9 protein-coding genes are annotated in these 14,522 nt (G+C 69.8%); all 9 read left to right on the top strand.

From position 1 onward, the window contains the following. The first annotated feature begins 258 nt into the window (after nt 1-258). A complete protein-coding gene (gene sbnB / locus G3I56_RS31480; protein WP_164414923.1) occupies nt 259-1,305 on the top strand; it encodes a 2,3-diaminopropionate biosynthesis protein SbnB in 1,047 nt (348 codons plus the stop codon). A gap of 336 nt (nt 1,306-1,641) precedes the next feature. After that, nucleotides 1,642-2,400, top strand: a complete 759-nt coding sequence (locus G3I56_RS31485) for a thioesterase (RefSeq protein WP_164414925.1) — start codon at nt 1,642-1,644, stop codon at nt 2,398-2,400. A gap of 31 nt (nt 2,401-2,431) precedes the next feature. After that, nucleotides 2,432-3,694 (top strand): aminotransferase class I/II-fold pyridoxal phosphate-dependent enzyme, encoded by a 1,263-nt coding sequence (locus tag G3I56_RS31490; RefSeq protein ID WP_164414927.1) that lies wholly within the window; start codon nt 2,432-2,434, stop codon nt 3,692-3,694. An 18-nt stretch (nt 3,695-3,712) separates the two neighbouring features. Then, nucleotides 3,713-4,000 (top strand): phosphopantetheine-binding protein, encoded by a 288-nt coding sequence (locus G3I56_RS31495; protein ID WP_164414930.1) that lies wholly within the window; start codon nt 3,713-3,715, stop codon nt 3,998-4,000. Beyond that, a complete protein-coding gene (locus tag G3I56_RS31500; protein ID WP_164414932.1) occupies nt 3,993-5,555 on the top strand; it encodes an amino acid adenylation domain-containing protein in 1,563 nt (520 codons plus the stop codon). Before G3I56_RS31495 ends, G3I56_RS31500 begins: the two co-directional genes overlap by 8 nt. Next, a complete protein-coding gene (locus G3I56_RS31505; RefSeq protein ID WP_164414934.1) occupies nt 5,552-6,916 on the top strand; it encodes a condensation domain-containing protein in 1,365 nt (454 codons plus the stop codon). Before G3I56_RS31500 ends, G3I56_RS31505 begins: the two co-directional genes overlap by 4 nt. Further along, entirely contained in the window at nt 6,913-7,869 is a 957-nt protein-coding gene (locus G3I56_RS31510; RefSeq protein WP_164414936.1) for a DUF3800 domain-containing protein, read from the top strand. The genes G3I56_RS31505 and G3I56_RS31510 overlap by 4 nt, the downstream gene beginning before the upstream one ends. Before the next feature lie 50 nt (nt 7,870-7,919). Beyond that, complete coding sequence (locus tag G3I56_RS31515; RefSeq protein WP_164414938.1) at nt 7,920-13,682, top strand: non-ribosomal peptide synthetase; 5,763 nt, start codon at nt 7,920-7,922, stop codon at nt 13,680-13,682. Next, a complete protein-coding gene (locus G3I56_RS31520) occupies nt 13,679-14,452 on the top strand; it encodes a thioesterase (RefSeq protein WP_164414940.1) in 774 nt (257 codons plus the stop codon). The genes G3I56_RS31515 and G3I56_RS31520 overlap by 4 nt, the downstream gene beginning before the upstream one ends. The last annotated feature ends 70 nt before the right edge of the window (nt 14,453-14,522 follow it).

A 14,522-nucleotide genomic window follows, 5' to 3' on the forward strand; every position in this document is an offset into this window, starting at 1 on the left:
TCGCTGTTGCGGAACGATATCAATGGATATGTGATGCCTCAACTGGCGCCATCGGAGGGTTACTTGCTTCGGAGTTGGAGCTCGGGGAGGGTTCCTCGCGATCGACGCCCGTATATGCCGTCGCGTCAGACGGTAGTACGGTCTCTGTTTTCGTGGATCCTGTCCGTCGAATTCAATGTCTTCACACGATGCCCCACAGGAATAAGTCGGTGACGGATTTCCTCTGCTCCTCGTGGGATCGACCGATCAGGAGAGCACATGACTGGAACTGTCCAGGCCCCTACGTTTTCCGTCATTTCAGGCAAGGCAGTGCAAGAGGCACTGGCAGGCCGTGAGCGGACCGTGGTGGACCTGATCGAAACTGCCTACCGGCTGCACGGCCGCGGTGAGACGACGAACCCGCCGTCGTACTTCCTGCGCTTTCCCGACCGGCCCTCCGATCGCATCATCGCGCTGCCCGCCTCGGTGGGCGGCGAGGTGAACACGGCCGGCATCAAGTGGATATCCAGTTTCCCCGCGAACGTCGCGAACGGACTGCCCCGCGCCTCGGCCGTCCTGATCCTCAACGATCGCGAGACCGGCTACCCCTACGCGTGCCTGGAAAGCTCGATCATCAGCGCAACCCGCACAGCGGCGTCCGCGGCACTGGCCGCCGTGCGCCTGTCCGAAAAACGTCAGGGCCGGGGCCGGGTCGGGTTCTTCGGAACGGGCCTGATCGCGCGGTACATCCACCGGTACCTCGCGGCGGCCGACTGGCACTTCGAGGACATCTCGGTCTTCGACTCGTCGGCGGAGCGAGCCCAGGCGTTCGGGGCGTACCTGGCGGATGCGCACGGCGGTCATCCGGTCCACCAGGCCACGAGCCCCGAGGAACTGGTCCGCGGTTCGGATCTGGTGGTCCTCGCGACGACCGCCGCCACACCGCACATCACCGAAGCATCGTGGTTCGACCACCATCCGTTGGTGCTCAACGTGTCCCTGCGGGACCTGTCGCCGGAGATCCTGCTGACGGCCGTGAACGTGCTCGACGACGTAGAGCACTGTTTGAAGGCCAATACTTCGCCGCACCTGGCCGAACAGCTCGCCGGTAGCAGGGACTTCGTCGACGGCACGCTCTACGACGTCCTGACCGGCCAACTGGCCGTCCCTGAGGAGCGCACCGTTGTCTTCTCGCCGTTCGGCCTGGGCGTCCTCGACCTGGTTCTCGGGGCCTTCGTCCACCAGGAGAGCCTGCGGGCGGGCAACGCGACCGTGATCGACTCCTTCTTCAGTGAACTGGATGCCGCTCACCGCGCCCGAGCGTGACACCCCGTATCCGAACTCCTCGCGCACCGGCGCCATCCCGGTGCGCGAGGAGTTCCGCGGTGGTCTGTCGCGGCCGGGGGCGTGGTGGCCGTTCCATGTCATGGCACCAGGCGGCCCGTTCGCTGCTCGTTGGGGCCGCCGATTACCGCCTACCGTTCAGTTGTGTGTTCCGGTCGAATGGTTTCGCGCTCTTTCCGGTCCGCGGAATCACCGAGTGCGTGCCGGCGGCAGGCGCGGATGTGGCGGCGATCGGCTGGCCCACAGTGAAAGAACTCGTTCGTGAGCGGACATCGTCCGTGCCGGGAATGGGTTCGCGACCTTTGAGGAAAGTGTGTGATGGGGAATCCGTGGCTACCGCTCGGGACTCATCCGGACGCCGAAATCAGACTCTTGTGCCTGCCGCACGCGGGTGCCGGAGCCACTACGTACAGGAGTTGGGGAAAAGGTCTGCCCGATCAGGTCAGAGCGTGCCCTGTTCAGCCACCCGGGCGTGAAAGACGGCGCCGTGAGGAACCTTTCACGAATGTCGAGCAACTGGCCCGGGAATTAGCGAAGGAAATCGTCGAATCGGTCCGCCCCCCGTACGCCCTGTTCGGTCACAGCACGGGTGCGCTGTGCGCATTCGAGACCCTGCGCGAGCTGCGTCGCATCGAAGCGATCCTGCCGGTCCACTTGTTCGTATCCGGTCGGCGCGCGCCACAGGTTCATATGCCCAGGCATGATCCGGCAGCCATGAACCTGACCGAACTCGCCAACCTCCTGCGGCACTTGGGAGGCACCCCGGAGGAGGTACTCGCCGCACCGGAGCTGCTCGCTCTGCTGCAGCCCGTTCTGGCCGCGGATTTCTCGGTCAACGAGGACTACTCACACACGCAGCAACCCCCTTTCGACATCCCGGTCACCGCCTTCGCAGGGGCCGACGACCCAGGTGCGGACGCAACCCTGATGAAGCCCTGGGCATCGCACACGGCACGGAAGTTCACGCTGCACGCGTTGCCCGGCGGACACTTCGCGATCTTCGACCATGCCGCGGTGGTACACGCCCGCATCGCCGAAGCCCTTGCCCAGTACGCGCCGATCCCGGGAGGGAACTGACTCCATGAAGCTGTCTCGGACCGGAACGAAAATGGCGAGCTTGTCGGGCCTGCGGGGCATTATGGAGGACATCTCCACCGCGATGGAGGGCTCGGCAGGCACCCGGTGGCTCAATCTGGGAGTGGGAAACCCGGCGGCTATACCGGAAGTCGGCGACACCTGGCGGCGGCTGACCGAAGAAGCACTCACCGCTTCGTTCGAAGAGGCGAGCTGCCGCTACGGGCCCTCCCGTGGCCTGCCGCGTCTTGTCGACGCAATTGTCGACTATTTCAACCGGCGGTACGGCTGGGACATCGGTCCCCGCAACGTCGTAGTGGGCCCCGGCAGCCAGATGCTCGCCTTCATCGCCGCGGCGCTGTTCACCGGCCCCGGTGAACACCGTGACTCCACGTTGGTGCTCCCGATGATCCCCGACTACACCGGTTATCAGGGCCTCATGATGTCTCCCCGAGGGATCGCCGGCGTCGAGCCGCTGCTGCGGACCGATGATAACGGGCGCTCGTTCCGCTACCTCTTCGATCTGCCCGCGCTTCGGACACGGACCGATACCGGCCTGATGCTGCTGTCCACTCCGGGGAATCCAACGGGGCGCTGTGCCACGCCGGATGAGATCCGGGACCTGATCTCGGTCGCCGAGGCGCACGACGTACCGCTCATGGTCGACAACGCCTACGGCGCACCCTTCCCCGGCATCGCGGCCTCGGTCACCGCTCCGGTCCGGCACGACCGTGTCCTCAACTGCTTCTCTCTATCCAAGGCCGGAATGCCCGGAGAGCGTCTCGGTTTCGCGATCGGGGACGAGAAATACATCAGCCCGATCGTCTCGTTCCTGGCCAACGCCGTCCTGCACGCACCCCAGCTGGTCCAGTCCGTGCTGGCCGGTGCCCTGGAGTCCGGCGTCATAGATTCCATGGTCGAGTCGACGATCGGCCCGTTCTACGCGCAGCGCCGGAAGTTCGTGGAGTCGCTGCTGGCGGAGACCCTTCCCACGGACGTCTCCTGGCGTCTGCACGCCTCCGACGGGGGCATGTTCATCTGGATCTGGGTGGACGAGGACTGGTTCGACGACCTTCAGATGTACAGGCTGCTCAAGGAGCGAGGGGTTTTCGTCGTGCCGGGCCTGCATTTCTTCACGGATCCCGAGCACAGCACGCGCCTGGGGCGTCATTCGCGGCAATGCATCCGCGTCAGCATCACGCCCGACCCGGCGACCCTGTCTGCCGGCATCGAGGTGATCGCGCAGACGCTGCACGACCTGCACGCCGGGAAGACCCGCGTGCCCGTCTATCTGTGACAGCGAGGAGTGGACCGCATGGCGGAACGGCGAGAGGACTTCGTTGACGCCCCCTACGAGGCCCCGCAGCAAGGGCTTGAACAGGAAGTGGCGGACATCGAGGCCGAGGTACTAGGAATCGACCGGATGGGCCGAGAGGACAGCTTCTACGACTTCGGCGGAACATCACTGCAGGCCATCCGCATCTGTGCCCGGATCGAGCTCAGCCTCGGCCTGAAGGCGCTTCCCGTCTGGCTTTTCTCCAACGACATCCTGCACTCGTTCGTGGCGGAACTGCGCGCTCGGACGCAGAACGCGCATGTCTGAACACAGCGGTGCCGGACCCCTGGTCCACGCCGCGTTCTCCGGGCACGCGGCCCGGCAACCGGACGCTCCGGCACTCATCCACGACGGCACGGCCATCAGCTACCGAGTGCTTGACGCGGCCTCGGACGGCTACGCTGCGGAACTCTCCGCCCGTGGCGTCAGTCCCGGACAGATCGTTCCGATCGTGCTGCCCCGCTCCCCCCAACTCGTCGCCGTCCAGCTCGCCGTACTCAAGTGTGGGGCGGCGTACGTGAACATCGATGCCGACTGGCCGGACGACCGGCAGGCGGCGATCCATGCCCAGGCGGCACCGAAGGTCGTCGTCACCGGGTCCGCGGGTGTTTTCGCGGGGGACGCCGAGACGTTCCGCGTGGAGCCCGAGGAACTGGCCGACGTAGCGGCGCGGGCGTTCGCCTTCACCCGCGCCGACGTCACCGCGGACGATCCAGCGACCGTGTTCTTCACCTCCGGCACCACCGGCCGCCCGAAGGGCGTCGTCGTCCCGCACCGGGCCGTCACCCGGCTGTTCGGCCCGGGAGGTCTTCCCGGCTTCGGCCCCGGACACGTCACACCGCAGGCGGCCGCGATCGCCTGGGACATGTACGCGTTCGAACTGTGGGGCCAGCTGAGCAGTGGCGGATGCGCGGTTCTCGTCCCGCACGGGCACCTGCTGCCGGGCACCCTGCGGAAGCTGGTTCACAGCGCGGGCGCGGACACAGTGTGGCTGACGACCTCGCTGTTCAACCTTTTCGTCGACGAGGACGTGGACTGCTTTACCGGCATACGACAGTTGATCGTCGGTGGCGAGAAGCTCTCCGCCGCTCACGTGCGGGCCTTCCTGGACCGCCACCCGTCGATTCCGTTGCGCAACGGCTACGGCCCCGCCGAGAACTGCATGCTCACCACGACCCGCCTCGTCCGTCATGAGGACTGCGACATCGTCGAGGGCATCCCGGTCGGTGTTCCGGTTCCCGGCACCTCGGTGCTGATCCTCTCGGAGGACGGTACCCGGCGCGTGGCGGGGGAGACGGACGAGGTGTGCATCGCGGGTACCGGCCTTGCGGTCCACTACTTGAGCCAGCCCGAGATGACCGCTGAGAAGTTCCCCGTCGTGGACGTCGACGGCACGCCGGTGCGCGTCTACCGCACCGGTGACCGCGGTTTCGTCGACGACCTGGGCGTACTGCACTTCCGGGGACGGCACGACCGCCAGGTCAAGATCAGCGGGCACCGCATCGAGCTGGCCGAGATCGAGATCACCGCCCGTGCTGTCGAGGGCGTCCGCGAGTGCCTCGTGACGCCGCTCAAAGCACCCGAGGGGCAGGTCACCGGTCTTGCACTGTTCTATGTGCCGCAGTCAGCGGGTCATGCTGCGGACACCGGCGGCGCCGGCGAAGAACGCGCGGTACGCGCGGCACTGGCCCGCACTCTGCCCTCCTATCTCGTGCCCGGTGTGATCCGCGGCCTGGACCGCTTCCCCGTGACCGCGAACGGAAAGGTCGACCAGGTGGAACTCCTTCGGCTGGCGACGCGGCCCCGGCGCGGTCGGACATGACGGAAGGAGGGCAGAAGACGCCGGGCGGTACGACGTTCCACCCGATGATGGTCGAGCAGGAATCGATGTGGCTGGACGACCACCTGCGGGACGGCCCGTCCCGCTACCTCGAGTCCTGGGTGTACCACCTGCGCGGCCCCCTCGACCGGGATGCCGTGCGCTGGGCGCTTGAGCGGATCGTGGCGCGGCACGAGGCACTGCGCAGCCGATTCCTCCTGTGCGACGACCGTCTGCTGCAGGAGGTGCTTCCCGAGGGGAGACGGCTGGAACTGGAGACCGTCGCCTGCTCCCCGGAGTGCGTTGAGGACACGCTGAAGGAGCTGGTGCGGCGTCCCCTCGATCTGGCCGAGAACCCTCTGCGGGCCACCTTGGTCGACGTGTCGGCGGAGACCGCGGTCCTTGTCCTCCAGCTGCACCACCTGGTGATAGACGACTCGGCGTTGCACACCATCGAGCGGGAGTTCGAGGAGCATTACCGGGCGCACGTCGAGCGGCGCCCCGCGACGGTCGCTCCGGTGCCGCTGCAACCGGGGGCCTATGCGGCGGCCCAGCGCTCGGCCCCCCGCGACCCCGAGGCGCGGGCTTACTGGCGCGAGGCGCTGCGCGACCTGCCCGACGACGTCGCCGGCACACTCGCTGCGGACGGCGCCGGTGCGCCGGACGACCTGAGCGGTGTTCGATCGGACCGCGGGGACCGGATCGCCTTTGACGTCGATGCCGTGATGACGAAACGGGTGCGGACCGTATGCCGTCGGGTGCGGGCCACGCCGTTCGCCGTCTTCGCCTCCGTCGTGGCCGTGCTGCTGCACTCCGTGCGCGGTGCCCGCGAGGTGATCGTGGGCATACCGGTCTCGCGCCGGGACACCGCCGACTGCGACCAGATGGTCGCGCCGCTGGGCGAGTTGCTGCCGCTGCGTCTGGCGGTTTCCCCGGACGTATCGTTCGCCGGCCTCCTGGAGCACGTGCGCGACCGGATCCACGAAGCGCTGACGCACAAGGACATCTCGTACGCGGAAGTGCTCGCCATGGCGCGGCAGCGCGGTCGGCCAGGTGACCGGTACCTGTGCCGCACGGTGCTCGTGGTGGACGATGCGCAGCCGTCCCGGATCGAGCTGCCCGGTGTTGAGGCCCGGCGGGTCCTCGTGCATTCCGGCGTCTCGAAGTATGACCTGACCTTCACTTTCGTAGCACAGGGCCGAGGGTATCTCGGCTTCCTGGAGTATCCGTTGGACCTGTTCGACGCCGAAGCGGCCGGGCGTGTCCTGGAGGGCTTCGCGGCACTGCTGGAACGTGCGTGCGACAACCCGGACCGGGCGGTGTCGCACCTGACGGACGCTGTCGTACGAGGGATGCCGCAGTGACGGGTGACCCGCCCGTCGTCGTGGCATGCGACGAGTCCGGCGCCGAAGGAGAACGGCTGATCGGTGGGAACACGGTGGTGTTCGCGCACGCAGGCGTCACACTGAGCGTCGAAGAGGCGTCCGCGTGCATCCGCCGGCTGCGGGAACTCATCCGCTCGCCGGCCACCGAGTACAAGGCGAACCATCTGCTGCGCTCGAAGAACCGGTCCTCGCTGGAGTGGTTTCTCGGGCCGGGCGGTCCCGTGCACGGCCGTGCCCATGTATGCCTGGTCGAAAAGGCGTTCTTCCTTCTCGTCCGGTTCACCGAAACGCTCGTACGGGCTGCCGAGCGGTCCGCGTCCGGTACGGTGACGCCCGGTCCGTCCGCCGGGCAACTGGCCGAAGCCCTGTATCGCGAGGGCCCCGGCATGTTCGGGCGGAAGGGGTGGAGCTGCTTTTTGCGGCTGCTGAACAACCAGATGCGTTCCCCTTCGCTGCGCGAGCCCCTGCCGTCACCCGACGGCTTCTTCCACCTGGCCGAGATGCTGGGTGCACGGGGTAGGGCCGGCGCCGCCCACGACGTGTGGAACCTGGTGCGGCGTCACCAACCCTGCCCCCAGGCCCTGATCCCGCCGGACGCCAGGCGGCAGCCGGCTGTCTTCCCTGCGCTCGACCCGCTCGGCCCCGCGATCGAGTGGGCGTTCGCCCGCTGGAGCGACGGTGGCGCGCTGACTGTCGTCCACGACCAGCAGACGACGCTGACCAGCGCCAGGATCGCGCGGATCGAGCAGCTGTGTGGCGGCACACTGCGGCTGGTGCCCTCCGCATCGGATCCGCGGGTTCAGGTCGCCGACTTCCTCGCCGGAGTTGCCCGCAAGCTGGCCACTGACGAGTTGGCCCGCGAGGCGGACACCGAACTCGCAGAGCTGCTGCAGCCCTACATCGACCCTCGCTCGGTCTGGCGGACGACATGATCCCGGCTGTCTCCCGTCACGAGCACCCAGTCCTGAATGAGGCTCCTGCCATGAGTTTTCCCCTCTCCGCCGATCAAGCGGCACTGTGGTATGCCGACGAACGGACGGGCGACGGCCCTGCGGCCCACATCGCCCATGCCGTCGAGGTCACCGGCCCGCTCGACGTCGCGGTGTTCCGGTCCTGCTGGGAACGTCTGGTGGAGCGACACGACTCCCTACGCACCCGGTTCGGCGACGAGGCAGGCGTCCCTCACCAAGTGATCGTCGCCGAAGCAGCCCTCGACCTGGTGTACGAGGACGTAAACGGCCGGTCCACCGACGAGGTCCGCGAGGCCCTGCTCACCGAGGCCGCCCGCCCGTTCGACCTCGCGACCACCCCGCCTCTGCGGCTGCGGGTGTACCGCTTCGCTCCCGACCGGCACTGGGTGCTGTGGGCCGTGCATCCAATCGTGGCCGACACACGCTCCCTGGCCGTGCTCGTCGCCGAGTTCGGGCAGCTGTACACGGCAGCGCGGCAGGGCAGGGCGGCAGCACTGGAGCCGGCCGTCCGCGGATACGGGCAGGCCCTCGCCCGACAGCGGGAGTGGCGGCACGGGCCCGAGGCGGAGCGGCTGCTCGGCCGGATCTCGGGCGGACTGCGCTCTGCGCCGCCGCTGTCTCTCTCCTGCGACCTGCCCGGACCGACGCCCCGCAGCGCGCGGGGCGTTGCGGTGACACGGACCGTTCCGGCCTCGCTGGCAGTCGCCGTACAGGAGTTCTGCGCCGAGCGCGGCATCGCGTCCGGGGTGTTCCTGAACACCGTGTACCAGCTGCTGCTGCACCTGCGCTCAGGGCAGGACCGAATTGTGGTGGGGGTGCCCGCGACGAGCCGTGCCCCCGGCCAGGCCCGCATGGTGGGGTGCTTCGTCAACACGGTACCCATCGCGCTCGACTTCGCGGGTGCCCCCTCCTTCGACGAGCTGCTCACGCGCGCGGGGGAGGCGACAGCCGCGGCACACGCCGCGCGGCGTGTCCCGTTCGCGGATGTGGTCGCCCGGGTCGGTGCCCGCCGCGACGGTGCCAGGACACCGCTTGTGCACGCCTCCTTCACCCACCTGATCACCCGGCCGGGTGATGCGCTGTCCGAGACCGCTCCCTTCGTCATCGGCGCGCCGCACACACGGCTCCGGATCGGAGACCTCACGGTCCGGCCGCTGCCACCCGTCCGGTCGGTCACCGCCTTCGAGTGGGACCTGACAGCCGTCGAGGAGCAGGGCCGGCTGGCGCTGTCGCTGCGCTTCGACGACGGCCTGTTCCGGCCCGCGACCGCGCAGTCGCTGCTCGACCATCTGACCGAGCTGCTCGGCCGGGTCCTCGCCGAGCCCGAGCTGCCCGTCTCGGCCCACCCACGGGCCACGCGGCAGGAAGCGGGCGCCCTGGCCGCCTGGAACAGGACCGACCGGGACTACGACAGCCTGCCCTGGGTGCACGACTCCTTCCGGCAGCAGGTGGCGCGGACCCCGGACGCCGTCGCCTTGCGCTACGCCGGCCGATCGGTGACCTACCGGGATCTCGACCGCCGGGTGAACGCCATGGCCGGACTGCTCCGGGAGCACGGCGTGGGTCCGGGCACCGTGGTCGGTGTGGCCGTCGAACGATCCGTCGAGCTGGTGGTGTCGCTCCTCGGCACCCTTGCGGCCGGTGCGGCCTACCTTCCCCTCGACCCGGACTACCCGGCTGAGCGCCTCTCGTTCATGGTCGAGGACTCTGCCGCGGCGCTCGTCCTCAGCCGGTCCCATCTCAGGGAGCAGCTGCCGGACATGGCCGTCCCCGTCGTGTGGCTGGAGGACGGGGAACCGTCCGCCGGCTCCCTCGAACGCGTTGAGGCGCCTGTGCACCCCGGGACGGTCGCGTACGTGATCTACACGTCCGGCTCCACCGGCAGGCCCAAGGGAACGCTCATCACCCACGCCGCGCTGCGTAACCGGATCGCGTGGATGCAGGACCAGTACGGGCTCACGCCGGACGACCGGGTGCTGCAGAAGACGCCGTCCAGCTTCGACGTGTCGGTATGGGAGTTCTTCTGGCCGCTGACCCAGGGGGCATGCCTGGTCCTGGCTCAGCCGGGTGGCCAGCGCGACGTGGCCTACCTGGCCGAGGTCATCCGGGCCGAGCGGATCACCACCGTGCACTTCGTGCCGTCGGTACTGCGGCTGTTCCTCGCCGACCCTTCGGCCGACCGGTGCACGAGCCTGCGGAGGATGTTCTGCAGCGGCGAGGCGCTGCCGCTCGACGTGGCGGAGGCGGTACTCCAACGGCTGCCGTGCGAACTGCACAACCTCTACGGACCGACCGAGGCGACTGTGGACGTCACCTGGTGGCCGTGCCGCAGCGGCGACGGCGTCGTGCCGATCGGCTTCCCGGTAGCCAACACGATCATCCATGTGCTGGACGGGGCAGGGCGCCCGTTGCCGTCGGGCGTGACGGGCGAGATCCACATTGGTGGGGTCCAGCTGGCGCACGGTTACCTGAACCGGCCCGGCCTGACAGCCGAACGATTCGTGCCCGACCCCTTCGCGGCGGCAGCCGGCGCACGTCTGTACCGGACCGGGGACATCGGCAGGTACCGCCCCGACGGTGCGATCGAGTTCTTGGGCCGCCTCGACCACCAGCTGAAACTGCACGGCAACCGGGTCGAGATCGGTGAGATCGAGGCCTGTCTGTCCGCCCACCCCGAGGTGCGGGCCGCAGTGGTGACGGTGACACACCGCGGCGGGGCCGCGGCTCTGGAGGGCCACGTGGTGGCGGTCGACGGCGCCCAGCCCGACACGGCGGGGCTGACGGCCCATCTGCGGGAGCACCTGCCGGCCTTCATGGTCCCCGGCCGGATCACGCTGCTGGAGCAGCTGCCGCTGACCCCCAGCGGCAAGGCCGACCGCAAGGCGCTCCAGGCTTCCGCGGATCCGGTCTCGGGACCGGCCGCCGGCGCCCGGCGCACCGTGGGATCTCCGGGGGAGCGGACGGTCGCCCGCGCGGTCGCCGAGGTGCTTGGGATGTCCGACGTGGGTGTGGACGACGACTTCTTCGAGCTCGGCGGCCTGTCCTCGGACGTGCTGCGGCTGCGCGCGCTGCTGGCCCGGGCCGGGCTGGACGTATCCGTGTGCGACATCCTGCGGCGCCCCACGGCCGAGGGCATCGCCCACGCCGTGCACCCGCTGCCCGAGAAGACGGCCCCGTGGCCGGAGCCGTTCGCGTTGCTCACCCCCGACGACCGGGCGCAACTTCCGCCAGGCCTGGAGGACGCCTTTCCCCTCACCGGCCCGCTGCGGGAGCTGGTCCTGACCGAGCAGCCCGGCCGGCACCGCTGGTACGAGGTGCTCGTGCTGCGGTTCGGCGGGGAGTTCAGCGAGCCGGCGCTGCGGGACGCTCTCGACACGCTCGCCGCACGCCACGCCGTGCTGCGCACGTCGTTCGTGTCGCGCGGTGCCGGCGAGCCGCTCCAGCTCGTCCGGCCGCGGGCCGTCCTCCCACTGCGGGTGCACGACGTGACCGCCCTGCCGCCGGGGACGGAGGCCGCGCGGACCGACCGGGCGGTGACGGAGATACAGCGGGAGGCTGTGGACTTCTCGCGCGGGCCGCTGCTGAGGGCCGAAGCCGTGGCCAGTGGCGACTCGTTCACCCTGGTCCTCGGCCACCCGGGGTTCGACCGCTGGAGCCTCGAGCTGCTGGCAGCCGATCTCGTAGCGGGGTACGCGGCTTCGGCGGACGGCCGGGAGCCGTCCTGGCCGGCAACCCCCTTGCCGTCGGGCGCCCATCTGGTCGCTCTGGAACGGCGGCCGGCCCTTGGCACTGCCGGGACCGCGTCCGATGACGACCCGCCGGCCGGCGAGGCATGTCTGCTGCCCCGGCCGACGGGAGCGGGCGGCAGGCACGGCGCCGAGGCCGGCCGCGGCACTCGTACGTCAGCTGCCGTTCCCGTGCCCGTCGAGGTGCGCGACGGCTTGCTGGCTCTCGCGCGGGCGTCCGGCTTCTCCCTGCGGACGGTGTTCCTCGCCGCCCACATGAAGGTGATCGCGGCGCTGGGCGGGCGGACCACCGCCACGGCGGGTGTGATCACGAACTGCCGCCCTCTGCACGTGGCGGCGGAACGGTTCGCGGGTGCGTTCAACCAGGTCCTGCCACTGCGGGTGGACCTCGGGGCAGCCAGCTGGCGAGAGCTGGTGGGCAGGGTCGCGCGCGCCGAGCACGAGGTCCGCACACGGCTGAGGACATCCCCGCCCGAGGCGGTACCGGCGTACGACACCGCCTTCGACCACGTCGACTTCGCACCGCACGAGGCCCTCGGCCGTCGTCCCGGTCCTCGTCTGCTGGAGTGGCGGTGTTCCCCGGGGCAGAGCCCACTGCCGTTGACGGCAAGCTGGCGCCCCGACGGCGCCACGGGTGAGCCCGTCCTCGTCCTCGACAGCGACGAGGAGACGGCCGACACGCGCAGGCTTGCGGAGATCGCAGAATGTTACGCGCGGGTGCTCGCAGCGATGGCCACGGGTCCGGACGGCCCGTGCGACGTCGATGTGCGCAGCGACCGGGAGCGTGCCGTGGCCGAGAGCCTCCTGGCCGTCGAGGAGCCGTCCCCGGACCCCGGCCCCGTTGGGCCGCATCTGCGGGTGGCCCAGGTGGCGGCCCGCTTGCCGGACGCCACGGCCCTGCAGTACGCGGACCACCGTCTGAGCTACGCGCAGCTCGGCGCCGCGGCCGACGCCCTGGCCGCCCGGATCCGCGCCGCCGGTACACCGCCGGGCGGTGTGGTCGCCGTGGTGGGAAGGCCGTCGGCCGAACTGCCCGTCGCCGTGCTCGCGGTGCTGCGCGCCGGAGCCGCGTATCTGCCGATCGCCCCCCACCTCGACACGGAGTCCGTGCGGCGCGTCATCGTCGAGGCGGAGGTGTCGGCCATCGTGGGGGACGGCGCGCAGCGCCTGGCCTCGGGCACGGCGGTTGCCGCGATCCCCTTGCCGCCACCGTGCGGTGAAGTCCCGGCCGGAGCGGCACCGGACCCGGGCGTCGCTCCCGATGCGACGGCGTGTGTCGTGCCCGCGGCCCGAGCGGACGCGTTCCCGCCGGGCGTGGATGTCTCCCACGCGGCGCTCGACGCCGCCCTGCACGGGGTGCGGCACGAGCTGAGCTGGCAGGACGAGGCAGAGGTCCTGGTTGTCGTGCCCTCGCCGCGGCTGCCGCCCATCGGGCCGGAACTGCTGCTCGCCCTCACCACGGGGGCCCGGCTGGTGCTGGCCACTGCCGAGGAGGCCCAGGACCCCGGCGCCCTGGACGGGTTGCTGATCGCCTGCGGCGCGACAACCATGCTGGCTGCCCCGGACGTCTGGCAGGCATTCGTGCACAGCGGTTGGCCGGGCGATCCGGCGCTGCGCATCGTGTGCGACGGAGTGGTTCCGTCCGCCGCGCTGCGCACGTCGCTGAGCCGGGCCGGGCGCGTCGCGTGGAGCCTGTACGGCCATGGCGAGACGGGACTGTGGTCGATGGCCACCCGGCTCGACGACGACACCGGGACCCTCCTTGGCCGTCCGCTGCCCCACGTCGGCTGCCGTGTGGTGGGAGCCGACGGCCGGCCGGTGCCGTTCGGGGTACCGGGCGAGCTGTACATCGGCGGGCGCGGCCTGAGCCGGGGGTTCCGTGGCCGTCCGGATCTCGACGCCCGGTCGTTCGTGACGCTTCCCGGTGTAACGGGGCGCCTGTTCCGCACCGGGGAACGCGTACGCATCCGTCCTGACGGAGTGATCGAAAGTCTCAGCACCTACAACTCAGAAGGTTCTTCCCCATGAGCGACTTGCCGTCCGCGCAGGCGGACACCGCCACGACCACGCCCGCCGCGAAACCGCGCTGTCTGCTGCGTAGGCCGTCCCCCGACGCCGAGGCCCGGCTGTTCTGTTTCCCCTACTCGGGAGTCGGCGCCTCCATGTTCCACCGCTGGCCGCGCAGCATCGACGGGATCGAGGTCTGCCTCATCCAGCTGCCCGCCCGGGAGAACCGGATCCGTGACCCGCACCATGGCACGTACGAGCAACTGGCCAAAGACCTGGTCGAGTTCCTGCCGCCGTACCTGGACAAGCCCTATGGCATCTTCGGCCACTGCGGCGGAGCCATCGCGGCGGTGGAGCTGGCCAACCAGCTTGAGGACGCCGGGCTGCCGATGCCACGCAGGATCTTCCCCTCCGCGCAGGTGGCCGCGCACGACGGTCCCTACGGACGGTTCCTCGGCCTGAACCGGGAGGAGCTGGGGGAGGAACTGAGCAAGCTGATCGTCCACCTGGGCGGCACGCCCACGCCCTCGCTGGTCTCCATGGGCGCCGAACTGCTGGACCGTGATCTCGACGCGAACCGCGTCTACCGAGCCGCGGGCCCCCGCAAGCTCTCCTGCGGTGTCACGGCCATCGGCTGGGCGCAGGACGTGGAGATCCCTGTGGAGTTGATGGGGGGCTGGGCGGAGACATCCTCCGACTTCCGGTCGGTGGTGCTCGACGGCGGGCACTACGACTTCCTCAAGGCCCCGCAGCAGCTGCTGGCCACGTTCCGGGAGCACATGTCGGCCTGAGCAGCCTTGCCGACGACCGTGCCCCGGGCCGCCCGGGATTCTGCCGACGGCTTCGGTACCTGATCACTTC

The organism is Streptomyces sp. SID12488 (assembly GCF_010548275.1).
Lineage (GTDB): Bacteria > Actinomycetota > Actinomycetes > Streptomycetales > Streptomycetaceae > Streptomyces.